This window comes from Galbibacter marinus, assembly GCF_000300875.1.
Lineage (GTDB): Bacteria > Bacteroidota > Bacteroidia > Flavobacteriales > Flavobacteriaceae > Galbibacter > Galbibacter marinus.
In genome coordinates this window covers 145,086-168,299 of the sequence record NZ_AMSG01000002.1, presented here as the reverse complement: position 1 = coordinate 168,299, position 23,214 = coordinate 145,086, and the positions used below count along the sequence as shown (strand labels likewise).

Here is a 23,214-nt window from a genome sequence, read left to right as displayed (position 1 = left end):
CGTGAACAAGATATACATTCGTAATTCAAAATCTGAAATTACATTAAAAAATCAAGATGAGTAAAGAAAAAGTCCAAATCTTTGACACCACATTAAGAGACGGAGAACAGGTCCCTGGATGTAAGTTGAACACAGAACAAAAGCTTATCATTGCCAAGCGTCTTGATGAGTTGGGAGTCGATGTGATAGAAGCCGGGTTTCCGATTTCTAGTCCAGGTGATTTTAAATCAGTGGTTGAGATTTCAAAGGTTGTAAAAAATGCCACTGTATGTGGGTTAACACGTTCGGTTCGAAAAGACATTGAAGTGGCTGCTGAGGCCATTAAAGGAGCCGTAAGACCTCGTATTCACACGGGAATCGGAACCTCTGAATCGCACATAAAATACAAATTCAAAACCACTCCTGAAGATATTATAGAGCGAGCAGTTGCAGCGGTAAAATATGCTAAAAGTTTTGTGGAGGATGTTGAATTTTATGCAGAAGATGCTGGGCGCACAGACAATGAGTTCTTAGCGCGCGTATGTGAGGCAGTTATTAAGGCAGGAGCTACAGTTCTAAACATTCCTGATACTACAGGGTATTGTCTTCCAGAAGAATATGGAGCAAAGATAAAATATCTAAAAGAAAATGTTACTGGTATTGACAGGGCTATTTTATCTTGCCATTGTCATAATGACCTAGGGCTTGCAACAGCCAACTCCATTGCAGGTGTAATCAACGGTGCTCGTCAAATCGAATGTACGATAAACGGGATTGGAGAGAGAGCAGGAAACACCTCTTTAGAAGAAGTAGTTATGATCATGAGACAGCATCCGAATCTCGGCATTGATACAGGTATTAATTCAAAACTTTTATATGATACCAGTAGAATGGTCTCTGAACATATGGGAATGATGGTTCAACCAAACAAAGCAATTGTTGGAGCCAATGCATTTGCACACAGTTCAGGAATCCATCAAGATGGGGTGATTAAAAACAGAGAGACTTATGAGATCATTGACCCTGCAGAAGTCGGTGTGAATGAATCTTCCATCGTATTGACTGCAAGAAGTGGTAGAGCTGCTTTAGCTTACAGAGCTAAAAAAGTAGGTTATGAATTAACCAAGTTGCAATTAGATAAAGTATATGAAGAATTTTTAACCTTTGCAGATACCAAAAAAGAAGTACTTGATCAGGATATTCATCAGATCATTGAAATTAGTAAAATTGATATAAAAGTAATAGCGTAGGGAAGGTAATGGGAAAGACATTATTTGATAAAGTTTGGGACCAGCATGTGGTCCATCAGGTGGACAACGGACCACAAATATTATATATCGACAAACATTTAATACACGAGGTAACCAGTCCTCAGGCATTTGATGAACTCGAACAGCGCAACATTCCTCTTTTTAGAAAAGATCAAATAGTTGCTACCGCAGATCACAACGTGCCAACAAAGGATCAGCATCTACCAATACAAGACCTTTTGTCTAAAAAACAGGTAGAAATGCTTTCCAAGAATTGTCAAAAACACAATGTTACATTATACGGACTTGGACATCCTTATCAAGGGATTGTTCACGTTATAGCTCCTGAACTTGGAATCACGCAACCTGGAATGACAATGGTTTGTGGTGATAGCCACACCTCCACGCATGGGGCTTTTGGAACCATTGCCTTTGGTATTGGTACCAGCCAAGTTGCTCAGGTTTTTGCAAGCCAATGCCTTTTGATGTCAAAACCAAAAAGCATGCGAATTAGTGTAAATGGCAAATTAAAAAAAGGGGTACTTCCTAAAGATGTTATTCTTTATATCATCGCTCAGCTAGGCACCAATTCAGGGACTGGATATTTTGTAGAATACGCTGGTGATGTTTTTGAAAATATGAGTATGGAAGGCCGAATGACGGTTTGTAATATGAGTATTGAAATGGGCGCCCGTGGTGGAATGATTGCTCCTGATGAAACGACCTATGCATATGTAAAGGGTCGTGAATTTGCACCAAAAGGTGAAGAGTTTGACAAAAAAGTAGCCTACTGGAAAACCTTACCTACAGATCCAGATGCAAGTTTTGATAAAGAATACAATTTTGACGCCTCTGAAATAGAACCAATGGTTACCTATGGTACCAACCCAGGAATGGGAATGAAAATCACAGATTCTATTCCAGAGAAAAATGATGTTTCTTTTGAAAAATCATTGGACTATATGGGGCTTAAAAAAGGTGAAAAACTACTAGGAAAACCAATTAATTACGTATTTATAGGTAGTTGTACAAACTCTAGAATTGAAGATTTTCGTATAGCGGCTAATTATATAAAAGGAAAACAAAAGGCAGCAAATGTCAACGCCTTAATTGTTCCTGGTTCTCAACAAGTGGCCAAACAAATTAAAGACGAAGGTATACAAGAAGCCTTTGAAGCGGCAGGATTTGAAATTAGACAAAGTGGATGTTCTGCTTGTTTGGGTATGAATGAAGATAAGATCCCAGCTGGTGAATACTGCGTATCGACCTCCAATCGAAACTTTGAAGGTAGACAAGGCCAAGGTGCACGAACTATCCTAGCAAGCCCACTAGTTGCTGTGGCAACTGCGATTGCCGGAAAGATCGTAGATGTATCCCAGGAAAAAGAAGAATTGGAATTGGTATAACTTGAAAATTAGTACCGGATTTTAGGAAAATAAAATGGAGAAATTTAAAACACTTACCACAACGGCAGTACCTTTGCCGATAGAAAATATAGACACCGATCAAATTATACCGGCTCGTTTTTTAAAAGCCACAAGTAAACTTGGATTTGGTGAGAATCTCTTTAGAGACTGGCGATATAATAGTGATTCAAGTGTCAACAAAGATTTTGTATTAAACGATACGACATTTGGAGGTCAAATCCTAGTAGCAGGAGATAACTTCGGTTGTGGAAGTAGCCGAGAGCATGCCGCTTGGGCACTAGCAGATTATGGATTTAAGGTCATTGTATCTAGTTACTTTGCTGATATTTTTAAAGGCAATGCACTAAATAATGGTTTGGTTCCTATTCAGGTGAGTCCTGAGGTATTAAAAAACATGCTTACGCACATACAAAACGATCCAAGTGCTGAGTTAATCGTCAATCTGGAAGAACAATATATTGCACTTAAAGATACAGATATCAAAGAATCATTTGAGATTGACGCCTACAAGAAAATGTGTCTAATCAATGGGTATGATGACATCGATTTTTTAGTGAGCAACAAAGATAAAATTGAAGCCTTCGAAGCTTCAAGAACTATATAACACAAGATTTATGGATTTAAATATTGCAGTACTTGCTGGTGATGGTATTGGGCCTGAGGTTACGCAACAAGCGATTAAAACATTAAACGCTATAGGTGAGGTTTACAATCATAACTTCACATTTAAGGACGCAGTAGTCGGAGCTGCTGCCATTGATCAAACTGGGGATCCTCTACCGGAGAAAACCCTTAAGGTATGTTTAGAAACTGACGCAGTACTTTTTGGAGCGATCGGCGACCCTAAATACGACAATGACCCTTCTGCGAAGGTTCGACCAGAGCAAGGGCTTTTAAAACTTAGAAAGTCATTAGGGCTTTTTACTAACATACGTCCTATTAAGGCCTACCCTACCCTTATTGACAAGTCCCCTTTAAAGGAAGACCGTATTAATGGAACTGACCTTACCATCTATAGAGAACTCACTGGAGGTATTTATTTTGGTGAGAAGAAATTAAATGAGGAAGGTACTGTAGCATCAGATTTATGTGAGTACTCTGATTTTGAAATTGAAAGAATCGCACACTTGGCTTTTAAAGCTGCCCGTGCAAGAAAGAAAAAGTTAACATTAGTTGATAAAGCTAATGTACTTGAAACGTCTCGTTTATGGAGAAAGGTGGTAACCAAAATTGGGGAAAGTTATCCGGATATCACCCTAGATTTTCTATTTGTAGATAATGCAGCTATGCAGATGATTTTAAATCCAAATCAGTTTGATGTGATTCTTACAGAAAACATGTTTGGAGATATTATATCTGACGAAGGTAGTGTTATAGGAGGATCTATAGGATTGTTAGCCTCGGCATCAGTAGGGGAAGATCATTCCATGTTCGAACCAATACACGGTTCGTTCCCACAGGCTAAAGGAAAAGACATCGCCAATCCAATTGCTTCTATCCTATCGGCTGCAATGCTTTTAGAACACTTTAAACTTTATGAAGAAGCTAAGGCAATTCACAATGCGGTTGAAAAAGCGTTAGAGTTAAAGGTTGTAACCACAGACTTAGATCCTAGTAGCAAATACACCACTACCAAAGTAGGTGACTTCATAGCTGACTATATCGCTAACTCTGAAGAAATTACAAATTACAACCAAGAGAATATCGATTACGGTCAATCGACTATTATTTAAACAACCAAAGACCAGTTATTATTGTAAAACCCCGATTTAGGTCGGGGTTTTATATTTTTAAACTTATTTTGTCTTGTTTTAACTGTTTGGTAGTGGAGCTCCAACAGCAATATCACATCGATGACCAGCTTGCCCATGAGGTGGGTTTAGGTTAACAGATGTATCATTACCAAGCATACTATTTCCACCTAGTGGCGCTCCAACAGCAATATCACACCTATGTCCTGGTTGACCGTGTGGTGGATTCACACCTGCGGCACTTTGAATTGGTTGTTGCACAGGAGGAACTGCCGTATCAAAACTCTCCACTGGGGTTTTTTCTGCTGCAGCTTTGCTATCATAACCATCTAATGTTTCCGAGTCAGCCCAGCTTGTTTTTTCATTTATAAGGAAATATCCACCGATTCCAAGTACCAATACTCCTAAAATAGTAAGTCCAATCTTTTTCATCTCTATAGGGTTTAAAGGGTTAAATATACAGAAATTATAAGGAAATTCTATATTAAGTTTTAATTGGATTTCTATTGAAAATCCAAATCCAACAGCGCGTAAAGTTCTTGCCTCCCCTTAGAGGTTATAATAAGCTCTCTGGAAAACTTTACAGATTTAAACCAATGGTTTTCACGACCCTTTTCCAAGAAAACCGCTCCCAAATGTCCCGCTAAATGAGCTCGACGCTCTGACCAATCTAAGCATTGTCTGGCTAAAGGTCTACGACTGTTTAAGAAATAAGACTTCTCTATGCCAATTAAGGCTAACCACTCCCACCCCTGAGAACTCACTAAAAAATCCTTACCGCTGGGTTTTAAATATCCTCTTTTAACCATCGCTTGGGTGAGGGTAACTCCTACATATCCTGCCAAATGATCATAACAACTTCTACAGTAGGTAACCCCAGATTTGGAATCTTTTTTCCGCTTCTTATCCTGGGTGTCTTCTGGAACTAGGTTAGCCAAAGATTCGATGGCATAAGCCACTTGAGAATTTGCAAAACTATAATAACGATACCTACCAGAGGGTACTACTTTTAGAACCTCTGCTTTGAGTAATTTATTGAGATGATTGCTAATGGATGTTGGCGACACATCAACCCAATGAGCGAGTTCAGTAGCTGTATAGGCCTTTCCATCAAGTAGTTTCCACAATACTTTAGCCCTTACCGGTTCACATACTAAGGCAGTTAGTTGGACAAAATTAGATTCACTCATAGTTCATTCTTTAATGAAGTATAAAAGTAAAACCTATTTTATTTTTACCCAAAATTCAAATACATTAAAAAATGAAAGATTTAGAAATTTTACTTGAAAATAAGGTCGGTCAACTAGCTCGACTAGGTAAATTATTGGGCGAAAATAATATTAGTTTAGAAGGTGGAGGGGTATTTACTGTGGGCGATATTTGTATAGCTCATTTTTTGGTGGAAAATGCTAATAAAGCTAAATTTACACTCCAAAGTAATGGGATTAAAGTTCTTGGAATAAACGGAGTACTTATCCTAAAGCTTAGGCAAGACATCCCAGGACAATTAGGGCGATTTTGTTCGGAGTTAGCCGAGGCAAAGGTGCAGATACTACACCAATATAGTGATCATCAAAACCAGTTAATTCTAGTAGTAGATAAGCCTTTAGTTGGTAAGAAAATTGCAGATCAGTGGATGAAAACATGGTGGGGAGGTCAAGAATATAGTATATAAACAAAAACTATTTTTTAAATATGAGCAAACAGCACCATTACACCACCACCCTACGGTGGACTGGAAATCAAGGAACAGGCACCAGCAATTATAAGGCTTTTGAAAGAAGCCATACTATAGAAACCAATGGAAAACCAATAATTCACGGTTCATCGGACCCGTCCTTTAGAGGGGATCCTACTAAATACAATCCAGAGGAGCTATTTTTATCGTCTCTTTCTTCTTGTCACATGTTATGGTATTTGCATCTGTGTGCAGTAAATGGGGTTCAGGTAACTCGCTATACGGATCAAGCAATGGGTACTATGGAAGAAAGCAGCGATGGGAGTGGAAAATTCACCCAGGTAATGTTAAATCCAACGGTTGTGGTAAGTAAGAAATCTATGATAGACAAAGCGCATGAACTACACGGGCAAGCAAATCAAAAATGTTTCATCGCAAACTCAGTTAATTTTTCCGTTCAACACAATGCTATTTGTCAGGCAATACAGTAGGTGGATCAGTCAAACATAAAAGGTTAAAAAAAATGCGGAACTCCCAAAAACAAGGTTCCGCATTTTTTTATATAATATTGGAATGTTTTACATCTCCCATCCCTTACGATACTCTCTAGTTACAAACTGATTCGCCTGTTCTAGGTTAGTAATTTTCATATTATCACCATCCCACAGTAGTTTTTTACGACCATAATATTGAACCTTATTCCCGGTCTCTTTTCTAAGCATATAACTTCGGATGGCTAGGTTACCCATTAGAACAGTTTCAGTCATAGGGCCTGCGTAGTCAAATGAAGAGGTCAGACCTTTGTGTTCTTTAGAGTTAAATCCAGCCTTACAAGCATCCACCCATTTACGGTGGTGTCCGTACTCTGGCTCTTCCATTACATCTCCTTCTGGTCCAAATTCTGTTGTACCATCATTTAAGTAGAGCTTTGGCATCATAGGCGAACTATCATTAATATTGGTAGAAATGATCCCGTTTTCCCCGTGAATTAAAACACCGTTAGCACTTTCACTACCACCGATATCGCTATCCGCTGGTATAATATCCGGATGTGAAGGACGAATTCCTCCATCACTCCAGGTCATTACAATCGGAGAATTAGATTTCTCTGTAGCATCAAAATTTAAAGTAATAAACGATGAAGGTGGACATCCATCTGGGTGATAATCTGGAGTCCACATTTGAGAATATACAGAACTCACGCTACATTCTGCGGCCGTAGGATACATAAGACCAAGAGATCTAAAAGGTATGTCAATTAAATGACAACCAACATCACCAAGTGCTCCTGTTCCGTAATCCCACCAACCACGCCAATTAAAAGGATGGATATTTGGGATATAAGGAGTTTGCTTTGCAGGCCCTAACCACAAATCCCAATTCAAAGCATCGGGTTTCTGACTTGGATCTGGTTTAGGCATAGCTCCTCCTTGTGGCCATACTGGCCTGTTGGTCCATACCTCCACCTTGGAAATCTTACCCAATTTACCAGAGTCGATCCAACCTTGAACCATTTTATGCAGAGGATTCGAAGCTCCTTGGTTCCCCATCTGGGTCACTATCTTTTCTTCACGAGCCAATTGAGTAAGCATTCTTGCCTCCCGAATATTGTGGGTCATCGGTTTTTGAACATAAACATGTTTTCCTCGTTCCATGGCGTATTTAGCTGCTGGTCCGTGAACGTGATCAGGAGTCGAAATAGTTACGGCATCTAAATCCTTTTCCTTATCCAACATTTCTCTAAAGTCAGCATACAGTTTTGCTTTAGGAAACTTTTCAACGGTTTTGGCCGCAGATCCAGAAAAATCGACATCACATAGTGCTATCACACGTTCTCTTCCCCCCACCGAGGCATTTACAATATCAGAGTGTCCTTTACCCCCCGCACCGATCGCAGCGATGTTGAGTTGGTCGCTAGGAGCTACGAACCCTACTCCTCCTAAAACATGCCTAGGCACGATCATAAAGGAAGAAGCGAGGGCTGTGGTTTTAATAAATTTTCTCCTTGAACTAGAAGAATGAGAATTCTTTTGCTTCATAATTAATTACGATTAAAGTTGTATTTATAGTTCCCTAAAACGTTTTAGGAGATTATTCGAAAGAATAAAAAGTAAAATGTAAATTTATAATTACGCTTTAAAGATAGTAAAATAATATACTTCTTATAATTTTTAAGACAAAAATTAGGGAATAGCTTTAAAAATGAACACAGATGCTCTTTGATGCCTAATAGGCTAACAGTCACATTAAAGCAAAGGTTGGAAACCAAAAATTCTTGTTTACCTCTTTGACCCAAATTGATGATTACAAAAGGCAAACAAGAATTTATTTCTACAAGTTAGCTCTAAATATTACTTTTCAATGTATTCCATTAAACAAGCTATTACATAATCCAACTCCTCTTTGGTATTAAACTTGGAAAAGGAAAATCGGATCGATGGCTTATCTAAATCATCTTTACTTAAGATCTCGTTTAGGACATGAGAACCTGAATCACTTCCACTTTGACATGCACTTCCTTTAGAGCAACTTATTCCTTTAAGATCAAGTTGAAACAATAACAAGGCTCCTTGCTCTGGGCTAAGAGGCAAACATACATTGACCAGTGTATAAGTGCTTTTTGAGTTATCACCGCTATATCCATTAAATTTCACTCCAGGAATTTCCTTTTGTAAACGATCCATAAAGTAGGTCTTTAACTCCGTAACATAGTTCCGCTCCTCTTCAAGGTTTTCATAGGCCAAAATAAAGGCGGTCTCCAGACCTACTATATTGTGAAAAGGCTCAGTCCCAGCTCTAAAACCTCGCTCCTGCTCTCCACCATGAATCATAGGTTTTAAGGGTATATTCTTTCTGATAAAGGCAAATCCAACTCCTTTAGGCCCATGAAACTTGTGGGCCGCTGCGGTTAAAAAGTCAACTGGAGTTTTGGATAAGTCCCACTCCCAATGCCCAATGGATTGAACCGTGTCCGAATGAAAATATACTTGATACTCTTTACACAGGTGCGCAAATGCATCGATGTCAATCATATTCCCAATTTCATTGTTTACATGCATTAAACTCACCAATGTTTTCTCGGCGGTGGTTTGTAATATGGATTTTAGATCCTCTATATCTGGGGATCCAAATTCATCTAAGTTCACATAGGAAACCTTTATCCCATAAGTAACTTGCAAAGCCTCAACAGTATGTAAAACCGCGTGATGTTCAATTTTTGAAGTCACTATGTGTTTAACACCTAAATCAATGACAGCACTTGTTAAAATCATATTATCTGCCTCTGTTCCTCCAGAGGTGAAAATGATCTCAGATGGGCTAGCATTTAATTGCTTTGCAATGGTTTTTCGCGCTTTCTCAATTTGAGTTTTAGCCGCTCTACCAAAACTGTGGGTGGAAGAAGGGTTTCCGTAAAAATTCGCCAATGCATCTTGCATTTTAGCGATTACTTCTGGTCTAGGCTGCGTTGTTGCAGCGCTATCTAAATACACTTTTTGCATGCTAGCAAAATTACTTTTAATTAAAATTATTCACAATAAATTTCGTTATAAACTGAGTTGTGTTACATTTGCTAAAGCTTAAAATTCAGGTGATGAGGAATATTTTATTTTTAGTTCTAACGCTGCTTATCTTTAGTTGTGATGACGGTGATTTTATTATAGAAGAATTCAGCTTCGACAGTACTGAAATCGACAATGCATGCGGTCAGCTCACCTTGTATAAGATCTCTGAAACTGGAACTGAGGCATTGATCTTAGAACTAAATGGAAATGACGGAAGTTTTTTAAGTAATATCGAAAACCAAGTTGATACAACGCGATTCACCATCAACAATACATCCGTAAAGGTACTCTATCGCATCTTTGATGACAAGGTAAGTTCAGACTATTTTTGCCAGAATATCCCGCCTACAACACCACAAGTTACCGAAGAATGGTATGCCCGTAGCGGTACGATCCAGGTAGTGACCACTTTAATTGAAGATGATGAAGATGGCATTCCTTTTACCGATGAAGGTGCCGTAGTATTAGAGGATGGAACAATCGACAAGGCTAACTCACAAAACACCGATGGTGATGCTTTCCCTGATTACTTAGATCTGGATGATGACGGTGACAATGTGCCAACATCTGAAGAAATTGATATTGTCGATGGGGTACCCGTATTTAGAGATACCGATGGGGATGGTATTCCAAATCACTTAGATCCTGACGATGACAACGACGGAATTTTAACCATTGATGAAGATTTAAACGGAGATGGGAATCCAGCAAATGACACTACCATAATCGACGGGGTTGCCGTTCCAAATTATCTAACATCTGTTACTGCTGTTGCAGGAACCAATGAAATCATAAAGCGTAAAAACAGCTATAAACAAATCTACACCAATGTTATTAGCTTTGTTGACGGATTCCAGTTGGAAAACGGAAGTGAAGAAATTAAATATGATGTGGAAGAGTATATCTTTGGAACCTATATCATTGAGAACCCTGTGAATGAATAAAGTTAATTACTCGTTTTAAAAAAAACGCAAGAATCGTATTTTTTATTCCCTTGTGAGCTGTGATCTTTACAGTGTTAAATTCAAAAAAGAATGAACACACAACAAGAACTAGATTACAACCGCATAGCTCAAGTTATACGCTATGTAAATTCAAATTTTCAAAAGCAACCGAGTCTTGAGGAGCTCGCAGCCCTTGTACACCTTAGTCCCTTCCACTTTCAGCGACTCTTCAAACAATGGGCAGGTACAACACCAAAGAAATTTCTTCAGTATATAAGTCTAAACTATGCCAAACAGTTGCTGAAAGACCGACAGGCTACCCTATTTGACACCTCATTTGACACAGGATTCTCAGGTACAGCACGGCTGCATGACCTATTTGTGAACATACAAGGGATGACACCGGGAGAATTTAAAAATGGTGGTGCCAAACTGCATATTACCTATAATTTTCATTCAAGTCCATTTGGAGACCTGCTCGTGGCCAATACCTCTAAAGGAATTTGCCATATGGCCTTTAACCACCAGAAGACCAAAGCGCTTATAGAGCTAAAAGCAGAATTTCCTAAAGCAACCTATGAGTTAAAAACTAACAACCTTCAAAAAAATGCACTTCAATTCTTTAATCATAAGTTCGATTCCATCGAAGAGGTATCATTACATCTTAGGGGAACGGAATTCCAATTAAAGGTTTGGGAAGCTCTTTTAAAAATCCCCTTTGGTGAGCTATCCACCTATGGCAAATTAGCCAACCAAATTGGAAATCCAAAAGCATCGAGAGCTGTAGGTACTGCTATTGGAAGTAATCCCATCGCCTATTTAATTCCATGTCATCGTGTTATTCAATCAACTGGAGTCATTGGTGGATATAAATGGGAAAGCCCTCGAAAAACGGCTATAATTGGGTGGGAACAAGCCCAAGTAGATTTGTGATCTTATTTACCACATATCCTTTAAAGTAAAGTCTAATTATAGTGTGCTTTGTTGAATATACACCTCCGTTGCGCCTAGCCCGTACTCCCTGTAATTGGCATCGTAGTACCTAATTCCATCATATCTTGAAAAGAGAGTGTAGAGCTCTGATCTTAAGACCCCTTCGCCTACTCCATGAATAAAAACCACTCTTTGTATTCTCTTTGAAATAGCAAACTCCAGTTGCCTTCTTGCGGTATCCAACTGAAGGTTTAACATATCAAAATTTGCCATGCCCTTTGGTGTATTAGTGAGCTTCTCGATATGTAAGTCCACTTCCATTGCAGGGCTATATTTCTCCTTTTTCTTCTTGGCAAAAGAACGTTTTTTCTCCGTTGATTGCTTTTCAGACAAGGCATGATATACATCTATATTACTCACCTTAAGAGAATCATCTTTTATAACTAGTAACTCATCAAGAGGAAATTCCATATCAAAGCCATCAATAGTACGAATGGTAGCACTTAGTTGGTTAAGAGCAATGATATATCCCTTTATAGCTTCATCTAACACCTCTACTTTAGCTCCTATTTCAAACTTTTTCATGTTTGTTAAACGAATTTTAATGCCTTAGTTTTTACTTGCTAAATCTTGATGATCATCTGAATCATCTTCCTTTGCACCTTCTTGAGATGAGTCCTGAACCCAAAATTTTGTACATTTATAAAGTCCGAACATTAAAAATATAAAACCAATAATTTTTAAATATCCATCATAACTCGTGCGGCCGTCACTAATAAAAATAATCGCCGCTCCAATGACAATACAAATAATTGCGAACAATCTCATAATGTAAACTTTTTTGTTTCCAGTATACAAAAATACTACTTTGAAGTGGGTTAGATTCACAACTTTTTAATAAGTTTACATAAGATATTTAGGCATTAGAGTTAAATGATACAATTATTAAGCAGCAGTGTTGAGGACCTCATGCTTCCATGTTTAAACAAAACATTGTTTGGAATGGAGTGCCCTGGATGTGGATTACAACGTTCATTACTATTAATAGGTCAGGGTGAATTTGTAGCTGCCTTTAAGATGTATCCTGCTATCTACCCCTTACTGGGCTTTATAATCTTCATAGGACTTTCTACTTTTATGAGTTTTAAAAACTCAAATAAAATAAAAATGTATTTGGCAGTACTCACTATTGCCACAATCATCATAAGCTTTATCATTAAACTAATTTAACCCTTATAACAATCAATATGGAAAGACAAAAACTTAATCCGACGATTCAATATGTTTTATCAATAGTAGGCTTCCTTTGCTGCTGCCTTAGTGGGCTTGGATTTATTCCTGCTGGAATTGCCTTTTATATGGCAAACCAAAAACTAAAAGAAGCCGCTAATGATCCAGAAAATTACGACGGTGTTCAAGCTATGAAAACTGCAAAGACAGTTTCCTTAGTGGTCTTAATTTTAAACTTGCTGTACTTAGCATACACAATTTATTTAATCTCAACCATTGGTTGGACTGAGTTACAGGAGCAACAACAAGATTTAATCGAACAATGGGGTCTACAATAATCTAAACCCATATTGGATATAAATCACTTAGGTTAAAAACAGTTGAATAGCATAACTTTCAACTGTTTTTCTTTTGAAACCCTTTTTACAAATTACTTATTTAAACTACTTTTTAAGCAATAGACTTTTTTTCAGCCTGCCTATCGGCGGCTGATCTATCCTCTGCAACCCCATTCTTCCAGTAAGAATACGCGTAAAGCTCATTAGAAATCCATTTGAGTTCTTTGCGCAAGTAATTTCTGATTTGTTTCACCGCAGAAAACTCACAGGCTACATATCCAAATTTGGACACCGAAGGAATAGCGATACATTTCACTTGGTTTACAAGTCTAGACTCATCCTGGGTATTCTCCTCCACGATCCAATGAAATTCAATGGAAGCCTTGGTAGGGAGTTCTTGAATATCCTCACTTGAGCTAACTTGAATTACACAAACCCCTTTGGATGATGCCGAAAGATCCTCCAGGATAGCTCCCAATACTGGAATTGCAGTAGCATCTCCAACAAGTAAAAACCAATCGACATCACTTGGATACAATTCTTTAGGAGCCGTTCTCATGGCCACACCAAGTTTATCTCCTAACTCAGCATGTATTGCCCAAGAGGAAGCAGGTCCATTATCACCGTGATTCACAAAGTCTATGTAGAGTTCGTTTTTTGCTAAATTAACACCCTTATGGGTATATGTTCTTACAAAAGGAGCCGTATCCGTGTTTTGATAAACCATTTTTTTTGACTCTGGGTCCAATACCGGAAACTGTACCTCATTAACTCCTTTCGGTGGTATAAATATTTTATTATTATCTCCAACAGTGGAATGCTCAAAATCACTCACATCTCCATTTAGGGTAATCCTGAGATAGTGAGGGGTTATATACTGCTTTGATTTCAATTGAAATACCTTACGTGAAATTGTTGCTTTAGTTTGAGCCATTTCTTTAGGGTTATAAGTTCGTACTTACCTCTTCGATCATTTTATTTAAGGAATAGATACCTCCTCCAGACAGATACCACACCTCAGGATCTAAATACACTATATTGTCATTTTTATAGGCATTTGTCTGCTGTATAAGTTGATTCTCAATCTCCTCCTTATTAGTTGCACTCTTGTCCACTACCGCGCTTCGATCTATGATATACAGGTAATCAGGATTGGCATTTTGGATAAATTCATTCGATATGCTTTGACCATGACGACCCACTTCTAAATCTTGAACCGCCTGCTTAACACCAAATACATCGTGAATAATGCCAAATCGAGACCCCTTTCCATAGGCGCTAAATCGGCCTTTGTTGTGAAGGACAATCAATGCTCGTTTGTCTGATTGATTTACCTTTTCCTTTAAGGTATTAATCTTTTGTTCTAGTGCTTCCAAGGCCACGGTTGTGGTTTGAGGATCATTAAATATTGTGGCGTACATCTGTGTGATATCGCCTAAGGATTCCATGTAATTAGTATAATCAATTTCAGTATAAACAGCAGGAGCTATTTTTGAAATTTCATCATACGAGCTCTGTAGGCGACCTGATAAGAAAATCACATCTGGTTCAAGTTCATTAAGTTTCTCAAAATTAATTTCTTTGAGATTTCCCAAATCAACAACCGAGGCATCATCCTGGTACTTGGATAATTGTGCTGGCAGAGATGCCTTTGGAGCCCCCACGACTTTTACGCCTAATAAATCAAGCATTTCTAGGGAAGCAAAATCTAAGGCCACCACCCGCTTTGGGTCTTTAACGATTTCCACCGTCCCTAATTCATGCGTCACTTTAACTGTCTCGAGTTGTGTATCCACCTGTGCATCATTTTTATTTTTTTCATCCTTACAGCCTACCAAAACGATGGCCAAAAGCAGTGCGGCTATTTTAAAACTATTTTTCATAAAACTCATTTTTAATTTTTACAATTCATATTTATTATAAGTTCTTCTGCGGCTCCACCATAAAAAGCGTTAATAAAAGTAATTACATAGCTGTTTTCCCGATTTATGAATGATTTCAAAATCAATTTCAAACACCTCTGAGAGAACTTTTGGGTTCATAATATCCTGTGTTGCTCCAGAATGTATGATCTTCCCATTTTTCATCGCAACTATATAATCAGAGTAATGAGAAGCAAAGTTAATTTCATGTATAACTATGATGATAGTTTTTCCTTTCTCCTTGCACAGTTGCTCTAGACGCTTCATTATCTGAACAGAGTGTTTCATATCCAGATTGTTTAAGGGCTCGTCGAGCAATATGTAATCCGTATCCTGAGCCACAACTAAGGCTAGAAAGGCTCTTTGCTTTTGTCCCCCACTGAGTTGATCAATGTATTTATCCTGGATATCACCTAAATCTAAAAAGTCAATTGCTTCAGCTATTTTAACTTCATCCTGCTTTGTTAATTTTCCTTGTGAGTATGGAAAACGACCAAACCCAATGAGTTCGCGCACGGTTAATTTGAGCTCCAAATGATTGGACTGTTTTAATATGGACAGCTGCTTGGCTAATGCTCTACTTTTATAGGATTCTAAGTTTTTATCATTGATCATGATATTTCCATTGTTCTGTTTAAGAAGTCTGGATATGATGGATAACAATGTACTTTTCCCAGCGCCATTTGCACCGATAAGTGATGTAATCTTCCCTACTGGGAACTGCATCGAAACTTGGTCTACAACAGTGTTTTCCGAATACTTTTTAGTAATACTATCTACGCTAATCATACCTTTCTAACCTTTAGTAGAAGGAACATAAAGTATAGTCCCCCTATGAAATTAATAATGATACTTATGGTGGTATTGAAATTAAACACCTGCTCTACCAGAAACTGACCACCCAAAATCGCCACAGCGCTCACCAGGCAGCAACAAGGTATCAGAATGCTGTGTTTATATGTTTTAAATAATTCATACGTGAGGTTTGTCACCAGAATACCCAAGAAGGTTAAAGGTCCCACAAGGGCAGTTGAAACGGCGACTAAAACTGCAATGATAAACAAATAGAACTTGATCGATTTGTTATAATCCAATCCAAGATTAATGGCGTTTTCTCTTCCTAATGAAATAAGATCTAAGTGTTGTAATTTTCTAAATCCGATTATAAAACAAAGAATCATAAAGCCTAAGGCATACCAGAAAATATCTATGTTCATTCTGTTAAAAGAAGCAAACATTTTTTGCTCGACTATTAAGAATTCATTGGGGTCAATAACCAGTTGAAGGAATGAACTCATGGTGGTAAATATGGTCCCTAAGACAAGACCAATGAGCAGTAAAAAGTACATGTTGCTTTTTCCTTTTTTGAAAATCAATACAAACAATAACAAGGCAAAAACCATCATGAGGCCAACGGAGATAAAAAAGTTCCCAGAATTCTTAATAACCTGAAAAGTCTGATCTCCGTATATGAAAACAATTAAGGTTTGAAACAACATATAAACTGCCTCAAAGCCCATAATGGATGGCGTTAAAATTTTATTATTTGTCAAGGTCTGAAAAACCACCGATGAATAGGCAATACAGCATCCCACTACAATCATAGAGGCTACCTTAAAACCTCTTCTTTCCAAGGCATACTCCCAACTATTTGGAAGATTGTAAAACAAGAACAGTCCACTTAAAGAAAGGGTAAGGAAGACAAGTATCAGTATTTTTGTAGTGGTACTCATGATCTTTGTCTAATTAATAAGATTAAGAAAATAACACCACCAATAAGACCTACAGTCATCCCTATCGGAATTTCAAAAGGAAAGATAATTAACCTCCCAAGTATATCACATATCAGAAGGAAGATCGCTCCAAAGATGGCTGTAATTGGCAAAGTATTTTTTAAATTATCTCCAAAGAGTACACTCACAATATTTGGAACAACAAGTCCTAAAAAAGGGATGGTACCAATAGTTAGTACAACCACACTCACTGTTAAGGATACACAAAACAGACCAATATTCATCACTGCCCTATAATTCAACCCTAAGTTTTTAGAGAAGTCCTCTCCCATTCCAACAAGGGTAAATTTATTGGCATACAAATAGGTAATCACAACAGCAGGTACACTAAAATAAATCAACTCGTACTGGCCTTGAAGTACTCCAGAGAAATCGCCCATCATCCAAGCATTTACATTTTGAACAATGTCATTTTTATAGGCAAAAAAGGTCGTGATAGAATTTAAAATACCACCAAACATCAATCCCACAATGGGAATGAAAATAACATTTCTGTATCTAATGCGATCGGCAATTTTTAAAAAGATAATACTCGCTAAAAAGGTGAATCCAAAAGCGAAAAGCGACTTAAACCAAAGACCCGCTTGGGGAATAAATATTAATGAGGCCAAAATCCCCATCTTAGCAGCATCTAGGGAGCCAGCAGTAGTAGGAGAAACAAAGCGGTTTTGGGTCATCTGTTGCATAATAAGACCACAAACGCTCATCCCAACACCAGCTAGAATCAGAGCGGCTGTTCTGGGGATTCTACTAATCACCATTACAAGCCTTTGCTGCTCATCCCACTTTAAAAAATTCAATAGAGAAATATCGGATACCCCAACAAAAATTGATAGTATTACCAATAAGAATAGCAGTATAATGAGCTGAGATATCTTCAATTTATTTAAACTAATTCTAAATAGCGAAATTATAAAGATTATCCAGATAATAAAACCTAAAACTCTTAAGAGTTTGTTAGAATTTAAGGATTTAACATTCTATTTCAAGGAACAAATCAACTATTGGTAGAAAAAAAACCCGACACTTTCGTACCGGGAATTTTAAATTAATTTAAAAGAATTAAAAAGATTTAAACCTCAAACTCCTTTAAAGTTTTAATAATAATGGAAACACATTCGAGTAACTGTTCATGGGTAATCACCAAGGGAGGTGCAAACCGAATGATGTTTCCATGAGTTGGCTTGGCTAGAAGTCCATTCTCCTTTAGTTTTAAGCATACATTCCAAGCTGTATCACTTTGCTCGCTATCATTAATTACAATAGCATTTAACAATCCCATACCTCGAACCTCAATCACAATTGAACTCCCATCAATATACTCCTGTATCTTAGCTCTAAAGAGGATTCCTAATTCCTTGGCATTAGTAGCCAATTTTTCATCCTCCACCACAGATAGGGCTTCAATGGCCACAGATGCAGCAACTGGGTTTCCCCCAAAGGTACTCCCATGCTGGCCAGGTTTAATTACTTCCATAATATGATCATTAGCTAATACCGCACTAACTGGGTACACGCCTCCGCTAAGCGCCTTACCAAGAATTAACATATCTGGTTTCACCCCACAGTGATCAACCGCTAGTATCTCTCCTGTACGAGCTATTCCTGTTTGTATTTCATCTGCTATAAACAATACATCGTGCTTTTCACAAAGTTGTTTTGCCTGTTTTAAATACCCCTCAGATGGCACATAAACTCCAGCTTCACCCTGTATAGGTTCGACTAAAAATCCAGCTATGTGTTCTTCCTCTTTAAGCACTTTTTCAAGGGCTGTAAGATCATCATATGGTATTTTTACAAATCCAGGGGTATACGGCCCAAAATTCTTCCGAGCATCAGGATCATTAGAAAATGAAATGATTGTTGTTGTTCTACCGTGAAAGTTATTTTCACATACGATAATTTTTGCTTGCTGTTCAGGAATGTTCTTTTTCTCATAAGCCCATTTCCTACATATTTTTATAGCTGTTTCCACGGCTTCTGCCCCAGTATTCATAGGCAGTACCTTATCGAACCCAAAGAATGATGTCACATAGGACTCAAAACGCCCTAACATATCATTGTAAAATGCTCTTGAGGTAAGGTGGAGACTCTTGGATTGTTGGATCAAAGCATCCAAAATACGAGGATGACAATGGCCTTGGTTTACGGCCGAGTAGGCTGAGAGGAAATCGTAATATTTTTTTCCTTCAACATCCCACATATAAACCCCTTCGCCTTTGGTTAAAACAACTGGTAAAGGGTGATAGTTATGCGCACCATACTTTTCTTCGAGTGCAATAGCACCTTGAGAACTTAATTTTTCCAATACTGACATTGTGAAATTCTAATTTAAATGTGATACTTTACTATTCCTTCTTATTGGAGAGAAATCATCCAAGCAGTTTTGACAAATTTGAAACTATTTTATTTAGTCTCAAAAAAAAATTACAATTAAAGCAAAAAAGTCCTTAACCTACTAATAGATTAAGAACTTTTATGGATTCTATCCGTACAATAATCTAATTCAAAATGCCTAAAATAGCAAGCACTGTGGAGATTACAACTCCAGATAAAACTGCAATCAATAAAAAGACTAAAGCTTTAAGTGCATAGATTAATACAGGTGAATCATGATGTAATTCTTGCCCCATAATAACTGATTTAAAGATTAATAATTAATTTCTATTTGGGGTCTTTAATCTGATTCCTAAGTTAACGAATTATATAGTAAACCACAATTCTTTTAAGTATTATTTAACTCAAAATCAACATGTTCAGTATTATAAGGTGATCCATTCTCCGTTGTTGTTAGCAGACTTGTATATTTGCTCCACAATGGCAATATCTTTTAATCCTTCAATCCCAGGAACTAAAACTTCTTTGTTTTGCAAAATAGCTAACGCATCAGTATCCATTTGTTTGGCTTGTTGGTTTCCTTGAAAGGCATTAAGAACAGTTCCATCGCTTGAAGCTCCGGACACCCCCGTATAAGATTGGAATGGGCGCAAGTAATAATTTCCTGAATTGCAATCAGCTTCTAAATTATTAATATTCTCCCCAAAACTTGTTTTTCCACTTGCCGTGGAACCATCTTCAAATTTAAAATCAAACAAGGTTGTCTCGTCGACCTCATGATAAATTTCTGGTCTGGTGGTTTGATGTTTGGCGCGCACTGCAATTGGTTCCATTGCTTTGGTATATCTGATGGCATTGAGTGGATAAACCCCCATATCATACATTGCTCCTCCACCTAGTTCTTTGATTTGTTTCCAGTGGGAAATTCGGCTCTCAAAATATCCAGCCTCCGCATAGACATGGTTGATTTTCCCATAGGGAGTTGTCTTTGCCCAATGCATTAGCTTTTGTGTATTGGGCTCATGGTGCATGCGATAACCGATGGATAGCTTAACATTATTCTTTGCGCAAGCATCTATGATGGATTGGCATTTTTTTGCGCTTATTTCCATGGGTTTTTCACACCATACATGTTTACCAGCATTTGCAGCAATAATGCTGTATTTAGCATGCAATGCAGGAGGAAGAACAATATAAACCACATCGATGGCATCATTATCTGCCATAGTATGCATGTTTTGGTAATTGTATACGTTCTTGTCCTGAATACCATACTTGGTTTGCCAAATAGGGATCTTCTCTGGACTTCCTGTAACAATGGCTTTGAGCTCACAATGCTGGGTAAGTTGTAATGCTGGAGCTAATAGGTCAGTACTATAGTATCCTAAGCCGACTAATGCTACTCCTAATTTGCGCCTCTTTTTGGCAAATAAGTAACTGGGTGAGGCTAAAAACGCAGAAGCCGCGATCATTCCAGTGGACTGAATAAAATGTCTTCTTTTCATGGTGTTGGTTGAATTTAATGGAAGTTACTAAATAATCCAGAAAACACCTATTGGTTACAAAACAATACTGTGTTATTTACTCAAATTTAATGGAACGAGCTGGTGAAATTTTAGTGATAATATAGGATGGAAGTAGCAACATTAGTGAGCAAAGTACTAATACGCCAATATTTAACACTACTATATGCATTGGTTGAATATAAACAGGAGCCTGAGACACATAATAAGAGGCCGGATCTAAGGAAACCAAACCGAAGGTGTCTTGAAGCCAGAGAAGTCCTAAACCAATGAGGTTACCCCAAAAAAGCCCAATTGCAATTAAATAAACAGCATTGTAGAGGAATAGTTTTCTAATACTCCAATTGCTACACCCTAAAGCCTTTAAAATACCAATCATTTGAGTACGTTCGAGAATCAAAACAAGTAAGGCTGTTATCATATTAATCCCTCCAACGATAATCATAATACCGATAATGATAGCAATATTAAAGTCAAAAAGGGAAAGCCATTCAAAAATCGTAAAATACTTATCTGCAATACTTTGGGAGTCTAAAGTAGAGAGCGTAACACCATAAATGGCCCTACTCATTTCTCTGATCTTATCAAAGTCATCTATAAAAACCTCGAATGATCCAACTTGGTCTGCCGACCACCCGTTCATCCTTTGAATATGTCTGAGATCAGCAAATAAATAGTTAGCGTCAAAATCCTGAAAACCACTATCATAAATACCAACTATTGAAAACTTGATTTGATTAGGGATGTCATCGACATCATCTTTAAGAAAAAATGCCCAAAACTCCGTTCCAACTTCAAAGCCTAAACGATTGGCCAAATAGGACGATATGAGTACTTCTTCATTTCGTTTTTCTGAATAGTTAGGTAGTCTTCCTTGAACTAAAAATTCCTTAAAAGGCTCCCAGTTAAAATCCTTTCCTACACCTTTTGCTATAATCCCTTCAAAGGTACTTTCAGTTCGTATAATACCTCCTTTGGCAGCTACAGCCTGAACGTGGTTAATCCCGTCAATTGATTTAAACTCTGGATAGAAATCTTGATGTATTGAAACAGGGTTTACAGAAACCTCTGAATTGTTATTGTCATAGTTGTAAATTTGCACATGCCCGTTGAAGGCAGCAATTTTTTCTCTAATTTTATGCTGTAGACCCACACCAGTGGCAATAGCAATAAGCATCATCACCAAACCAAGTGCAATAGCGGAAATTGCAATTTTTATAATTGGTGCCGATATACTATTTTTATGTCCCCCTCCTTTTATGAGGCGTTTAGCAATAAAATATTCTAAATTCAAACTATGCGAAACTTTAAGATATTCAAAAGTACATTATTATTATCGTTTTTACTCATCATTTCGTGTGCAAATGGTAGCCAAAAACAAAAAACAAAGGCGGTGGAAAAGGACAATCGTACTACCCCAAAACAAATTATTGTAGGCGCCAACCAAACCGCCCAGTACCGTTCCCTGATAGGGAATAAAAAAGTAGGTGTGGTAGCCAATAATACTTCGGTAATTTTTAAAAATGATGAGACTTACACTCATTTGGTAGATTCTCTACTAGCGATGGATGTAAAGGTTCAAAAAATATATTCGCCCGAGCACGGATTTAGAGGAGAGGCTGATGCAGGAGAGCACGTGGTAGGGAACAAAGACACCAAAACGGGTCTTCCCATAGTATCACTTTATGGTGATTCAAGAAAGCCAAGTGCAGAGCAGTTAGAAGGAATTGAACTCATGATATTCGATATTCAAGATGTGGGAGTGCGCTTTTATACTTATACCTCAACCCTTCACCTGGTGATGGAAGCATGTGCTGAGAAAAATATTCCGGTAATTGTATTAGATCGACCAAATCCCAATGGATCCTTTGTCGATGGCCCAATATTAGAGCTTGAAAACAGTAGCTTTTTAGGTCTAGTTCCAATTCCCTTAGTCTACGGGCTAACCATTGGTGAATATGCCACAATGCTCAATGGAGAAAAGTGGCTTAAGGAAGGTGTACAATGTGATTTGACTGTGATTCCTTTAAAAAACTACACTCACCACTCTAGTTATAGCCTCCCTATTCGCCCTTCCCCTAACTTACCCAATGACCAATCCGTTGAGCTCTATCCAAGTCTCGGGCTATTTGAAGGGACACATGTTAATGCTGGAAGAGGAACTGAATATCAATTTCAACGCTTTGGAGCACCATTTTTAGACAAACAATTCTTTACCTTCACCTATACTCCTAAACCCAATTTTGGCTCAAAAGACCCGAAACACAACGGGGATTTATGCTTCGGAAAAGACTTAAGCCAAATCACTCCGCCAAAAAAGGTTGATCTAAGCTGGATCATAGAGGCCTATGAGCATAGCACTGATAAATCAAAGTTTTTCCGAACCTCATCCTTTACTAAACATGCTGGAACGGCACAGCTTCAAAAACAAATTGAAAATGGTCTAAGCGCTGGGGAAATAAGCATGAGTTGGAAACAAGATTTAGACCACTTTAAAGAAATTAGAAAAAAGTACCTTATCTACAAAGAGTAGTAACTCTTAAAAT

At 37.8% G+C, this 23,214-nt stretch carries 26 protein-coding genes; 11 read left to right on the top strand and 15 right to left on the bottom strand.

Annotated features, from left to right (window positions below):
- Positions 1-56 precede the first annotated feature (56 nt).
- Genes I215_RS02535 through leuB form a run of 4 tightly spaced genes read left to right on the top strand, consistent with a single transcriptional unit; the run spans position 57 to position 4,389 of the window.
- Positions 57-1,229: a 2-isopropylmalate synthase gene (locus I215_RS02535; protein WP_008990381.1), complete on the top strand. Its 1,173-nt coding sequence runs from the start codon at positions 57-59 to the stop codon at positions 1,227-1,229.
- 8 nt (positions 1,230-1,237) lie between these two features.
- Positions 1,238-2,635: a 3-isopropylmalate dehydratase large subunit gene (leuC, locus tag I215_RS02530; RefSeq protein WP_008990380.1), complete on the top strand. Its 1,398-nt coding sequence runs from the start codon at positions 1,238-1,240 to the stop codon at positions 2,633-2,635.
- A gap of 34 nt (positions 2,636-2,669) precedes the next feature.
- The gene (gene leuD / locus I215_RS02525; RefSeq protein WP_008990379.1) at positions 2,670-3,260 is read left to right on the top strand and encodes a 3-isopropylmalate dehydratase small subunit; all 591 of its coding nucleotides are present in this window, start codon (positions 2,670-2,672) and stop codon (positions 3,258-3,260) included.
- Between the two features lie 10 nt (positions 3,261-3,270).
- Positions 3,271-4,389 carry a 3-isopropylmalate dehydrogenase gene (gene leuB, locus I215_RS02520; RefSeq protein ID WP_008990378.1) on the top strand — a complete coding sequence of 373 codons (1,119 nt, stop codon included), beginning with the start codon at positions 3,271-3,273 and terminating at the stop codon, positions 4,387-4,389.
- A 78-nt stretch (positions 4,390-4,467) separates the two neighbouring features.
- Here the strand turns inward: leuB and I215_RS02515 are convergent, their stop codons facing one another.
- Together I215_RS02515 and I215_RS02510 are read right to left on the bottom strand one after the other, a co-directional pair.
- Entirely contained in the window at positions 4,468-4,839 is a 372-nt protein-coding gene (locus I215_RS02515; RefSeq protein WP_008990377.1) for a hypothetical protein, read from the bottom strand.
- 71 nt (positions 4,840-4,910) lie between these two features.
- Entirely contained in the window at positions 4,911-5,597 is a 687-nt protein-coding gene (locus tag I215_RS02510) for an ArsR/SmtB family transcription factor (RefSeq protein ID WP_008990376.1), read from the bottom strand.
- Between the two features lie 71 nt (positions 5,598-5,668).
- Between I215_RS02510 and I215_RS02505 the strand changes: the two genes are divergently transcribed.
- Both I215_RS02505 and I215_RS02500 read left to right on the top strand, forming a co-directional pair.
- Complete coding sequence (locus I215_RS02505; RefSeq protein WP_008990375.1) at positions 5,669-6,082, top strand: amino acid-binding ACT domain-containing protein; 414 nt, start codon at positions 5,669-5,671, stop codon at positions 6,080-6,082.
- A gap of 20 nt (positions 6,083-6,102) precedes the next feature.
- Positions 6,103-6,576, top strand: a complete 474-nt coding sequence (locus I215_RS02500; RefSeq protein WP_008990374.1) for an OsmC family protein — start codon at positions 6,103-6,105, stop codon at positions 6,574-6,576.
- Between the two features lie 87 nt (positions 6,577-6,663).
- On the opposite strand, the gene I215_RS02495 is transcribed toward I215_RS02500, so the two are convergent.
- Both I215_RS02495 and I215_RS02490 read right to left on the bottom strand, forming a co-directional pair.
- Complete coding sequence (locus tag I215_RS02495) at positions 6,664-8,124, bottom strand: Gfo/Idh/MocA family protein (RefSeq protein WP_008990373.1); 1,461 nt, start codon at positions 8,122-8,124, stop codon at positions 6,664-6,666.
- Between the two features lie 312 nt (positions 8,125-8,436).
- On the bottom strand, positions 8,437-9,585 hold the full coding sequence (locus I215_RS02490) for a cysteine desulfurase family protein (RefSeq protein ID WP_008990372.1): 1,149 nt from the start codon (positions 9,583-9,585) through the stop codon (positions 8,437-8,439).
- 92 nt (positions 9,586-9,677) lie between these two features.
- Here I215_RS02490 and I215_RS02485 point away from each other — a divergent pair, with 92 nt between their 5' ends.
- Together I215_RS02485 and I215_RS02480 are read left to right on the top strand one after the other, a co-directional pair.
- Positions 9,678-10,592 carry a hypothetical protein gene (locus I215_RS02485; RefSeq protein WP_008990371.1) on the top strand — a complete coding sequence of 305 codons (915 nt, stop codon included), beginning with the start codon at positions 9,678-9,680 and terminating at the stop codon, positions 10,590-10,592.
- A 90-nt stretch (positions 10,593-10,682) separates the two neighbouring features.
- Positions 10,683-11,525 (top strand): bifunctional helix-turn-helix domain-containing protein/methylated-DNA--[protein]-cysteine S-methyltransferase, encoded by an 843-nt coding sequence (locus I215_RS02480; protein ID WP_008990370.1) that lies wholly within the window; start codon positions 10,683-10,685, stop codon positions 11,523-11,525.
- A gap of 36 nt (positions 11,526-11,561) precedes the next feature.
- On the opposite strand, the gene I215_RS02475 is transcribed toward I215_RS02480, so the two are convergent.
- Together I215_RS02475 and I215_RS02470 are read right to left on the bottom strand one after the other, a co-directional pair.
- Complete coding sequence (locus tag I215_RS02475) at positions 11,562-12,110, bottom strand: Smr/MutS family protein (protein WP_008990369.1); 549 nt, start codon at positions 12,108-12,110, stop codon at positions 11,562-11,564.
- Positions 12,111-12,134: 24 nt separating this feature from the next.
- On the bottom strand, positions 12,135-12,353 hold the full coding sequence (locus I215_RS02470; RefSeq protein ID WP_008990368.1) for a hypothetical protein: 219 nt from the start codon (positions 12,351-12,353) through the stop codon (positions 12,135-12,137).
- A 105-nt stretch (positions 12,354-12,458) separates the two neighbouring features.
- Between I215_RS02470 and I215_RS02465 the strand changes: the two genes are divergently transcribed.
- Both I215_RS02465 and I215_RS02460 read left to right on the top strand, forming a co-directional pair.
- Entirely contained in the window at positions 12,459-12,755 is a 297-nt protein-coding gene (locus tag I215_RS02465; RefSeq protein WP_008990367.1) for a DUF2752 domain-containing protein, read from the top strand.
- 17 nt (positions 12,756-12,772) lie between these two features.
- Positions 12,773-13,093 (top strand): CCC motif membrane protein, encoded by a 321-nt coding sequence (locus tag I215_RS02460; protein ID WP_008990366.1) that lies wholly within the window; start codon positions 12,773-12,775, stop codon positions 13,091-13,093.
- Positions 13,094-13,205: 112 nt separating this feature from the next.
- Here the strand turns inward: I215_RS02460 and I215_RS02455 are convergent, their stop codons facing one another.
- The 9 genes from I215_RS02455 to I215_RS02420 all read right to left on the bottom strand — a co-directional run bounded on the left by I215_RS02455 (position 13,206) and on the right by I215_RS02420 (position 21,962).
- A complete protein-coding gene (locus tag I215_RS02455; RefSeq protein ID WP_008990365.1) occupies positions 13,206-14,027 on the bottom strand; it encodes a siderophore-interacting protein in 822 nt (273 codons plus the stop codon).
- Positions 14,028-14,037: 10 nt separating this feature from the next.
- Entirely contained in the window at positions 14,038-14,976 is a 939-nt protein-coding gene (locus I215_RS02450; RefSeq protein WP_008990364.1) for a siderophore ABC transporter substrate-binding protein, read from the bottom strand.
- A gap of 69 nt (positions 14,977-15,045) precedes the next feature.
- Positions 15,046-15,804 carry an iron ABC transporter ATP-binding protein gene (locus I215_RS02445; protein WP_008990363.1) on the bottom strand — a complete coding sequence of 253 codons (759 nt, stop codon included), beginning with the start codon at positions 15,802-15,804 and terminating at the stop codon, positions 15,046-15,048.
- Positions 15,801-16,748, bottom strand: a complete 948-nt coding sequence (locus I215_RS02440) for an iron chelate uptake ABC transporter family permease subunit (RefSeq protein ID WP_008990362.1) — start codon at positions 16,746-16,748, stop codon at positions 15,801-15,803. The genes I215_RS02445 and I215_RS02440 overlap by 4 nt, the downstream gene beginning before the upstream one ends.
- Complete coding sequence (locus I215_RS02435) at positions 16,745-17,689, bottom strand: ABC transporter permease (RefSeq protein ID WP_008990361.1); 945 nt, start codon at positions 17,687-17,689, stop codon at positions 16,745-16,747. Before I215_RS02435 ends, I215_RS02440 begins: the two co-directional genes overlap by 4 nt.
- 191 nt (positions 17,690-17,880) lie before the next feature.
- The gene (rocD, locus tag I215_RS02430) at positions 17,881-19,125 is read right to left on the bottom strand and encodes an ornithine--oxo-acid transaminase (RefSeq protein WP_008990360.1); all 1,245 of its coding nucleotides are present in this window, start codon (positions 19,123-19,125) and stop codon (positions 17,881-17,883) included.
- Between the two features lie 184 nt (positions 19,126-19,309).
- Positions 19,310-19,441 (bottom strand): hypothetical protein, encoded by a 132-nt coding sequence (locus I215_RS16565; RefSeq protein ID WP_262486259.1) that lies wholly within the window; start codon positions 19,439-19,441, stop codon positions 19,310-19,312.
- A 129-nt stretch (positions 19,442-19,570) separates the two neighbouring features.
- Positions 19,571-20,650: a Gfo/Idh/MocA family protein gene (locus I215_RS02425; protein WP_008990359.1), complete on the bottom strand. Its 1,080-nt coding sequence runs from the start codon at positions 20,648-20,650 to the stop codon at positions 19,571-19,573.
- Between the two features lie 76 nt (positions 20,651-20,726).
- Positions 20,727-21,962: an ABC transporter permease gene (locus I215_RS02420; protein ID WP_008990358.1), complete on the bottom strand. Its 1,236-nt coding sequence runs from the start codon at positions 21,960-21,962 to the stop codon at positions 20,727-20,729.
- 3 nt (positions 21,963-21,965) lie between these two features.
- Here I215_RS02420 and I215_RS02415 point away from each other — a divergent pair, with 3 nt between their 5' ends.
- On the top strand, positions 21,966-23,201 hold the full coding sequence (locus I215_RS02415) for an exo-beta-N-acetylmuramidase NamZ family protein (RefSeq protein ID WP_008990357.1): 1,236 nt from the start codon (positions 21,966-21,968) through the stop codon (positions 23,199-23,201).
- Positions 23,202-23,214 lie beyond the last annotated feature (13 nt).

Coding starts and splice junctions, on each gene's coding strand:
- I215_RS02535 (WP_008990381.1), top strand. CDS start 57: ATGAGTAAAGAAAAAGTCCAAATCTTTGACACCACATTAAGAGACGGA.
- leuC (WP_008990380.1), top strand. CDS start 1,238: ATGGGAAAGACATTATTTGATAAAGTTTGGGACCAGCATGTGGTCCAT.
- leuD (WP_008990379.1), top strand. CDS start 2,670: ATGGAGAAATTTAAAACACTTACCACAACGGCAGTACCTTTGCCGATA.
- leuB (WP_008990378.1), top strand. CDS start 3,271: ATGGATTTAAATATTGCAGTACTTGCTGGTGATGGTATTGGGCCTGAG.
- I215_RS02515 (WP_008990377.1), bottom strand. CDS start 4,839: ATGAAAAAGATTGGACTTACTATTTTAGGAGTATTGGTACTTGGAATC.
- I215_RS02510 (WP_008990376.1), bottom strand. CDS start 5,597: ATGAGTGAATCTAATTTTGTCCAACTAACTGCCTTAGTATGTGAACCG.
- I215_RS02505 (WP_008990375.1), top strand. CDS start 5,669: ATGAAAGATTTAGAAATTTTACTTGAAAATAAGGTCGGTCAACTAGCT.
- I215_RS02500 (WP_008990374.1), top strand. CDS start 6,103: ATGAGCAAACAGCACCATTACACCACCACCCTACGGTGGACTGGAAAT.
- I215_RS02495 (WP_008990373.1), bottom strand. CDS start 8,124: ATGAAGCAAAAGAATTCTCATTCTTCTAGTTCAAGGAGAAAATTTATT.
- I215_RS02490 (WP_008990372.1), bottom strand. CDS start 9,585: ATGCAAAAAGTGTATTTAGATAGCGCTGCAACAACGCAGCCTAGACCA.
- I215_RS02485 (WP_008990371.1), top strand. CDS start 9,678: ATGAGGAATATTTTATTTTTAGTTCTAACGCTGCTTATCTTTAGTTGT.
- I215_RS02480 (WP_008990370.1), top strand. CDS start 10,683: ATGAACACACAACAAGAACTAGATTACAACCGCATAGCTCAAGTTATA.
- I215_RS02475 (WP_008990369.1), bottom strand. CDS start 12,110: ATGAAAAAGTTTGAAATAGGAGCTAAAGTAGAGGTGTTAGATGAAGCT.
- I215_RS02470 (WP_008990368.1), bottom strand. CDS start 12,353: ATGAGATTGTTCGCAATTATTTGTATTGTCATTGGAGCGGCGATTATT.
- I215_RS02465 (WP_008990367.1), top strand. CDS start 12,459: ATGATACAATTATTAAGCAGCAGTGTTGAGGACCTCATGCTTCCATGT.
- I215_RS02460 (WP_008990366.1), top strand. CDS start 12,773: ATGGAAAGACAAAAACTTAATCCGACGATTCAATATGTTTTATCAATA.
- I215_RS02455 (WP_008990365.1), bottom strand. CDS start 14,027: ATGGCTCAAACTAAAGCAACAATTTCACGTAAGGTATTTCAATTGAAA.
- I215_RS02450 (WP_008990364.1), bottom strand. CDS start 14,976: ATGAAAAATAGTTTTAAAATAGCCGCACTGCTTTTGGCCATCGTTTTG.
- I215_RS02445 (WP_008990363.1), bottom strand. CDS start 15,804: ATGATTAGCGTAGATAGTATTACTAAAAAGTATTCGGAAAACACTGTT.
- I215_RS02440 (WP_008990362.1), bottom strand. CDS start 16,748: ATGAGTACCACTACAAAAATACTGATACTTGTCTTCCTTACCCTTTCT.
- rocD (WP_008990360.1), bottom strand. CDS start 19,125: ATGTCAGTATTGGAAAAATTAAGTTCTCAAGGTGCTATTGCACTCGAA.
- I215_RS16565 (WP_262486259.1), bottom strand. CDS start 19,441: ATGGGGCAAGAATTACATCATGATTCACCTGTATTAATCTATGCACTT.
- I215_RS02425 (WP_008990359.1), bottom strand. CDS start 20,650: ATGAAAAGAAGACATTTTATTCAGTCCACTGGAATGATCGCGGCTTCT.
- I215_RS02415 (WP_008990357.1), top strand. CDS start 21,966: ATGCGAAACTTTAAGATATTCAAAAGTACATTATTATTATCGTTTTTA.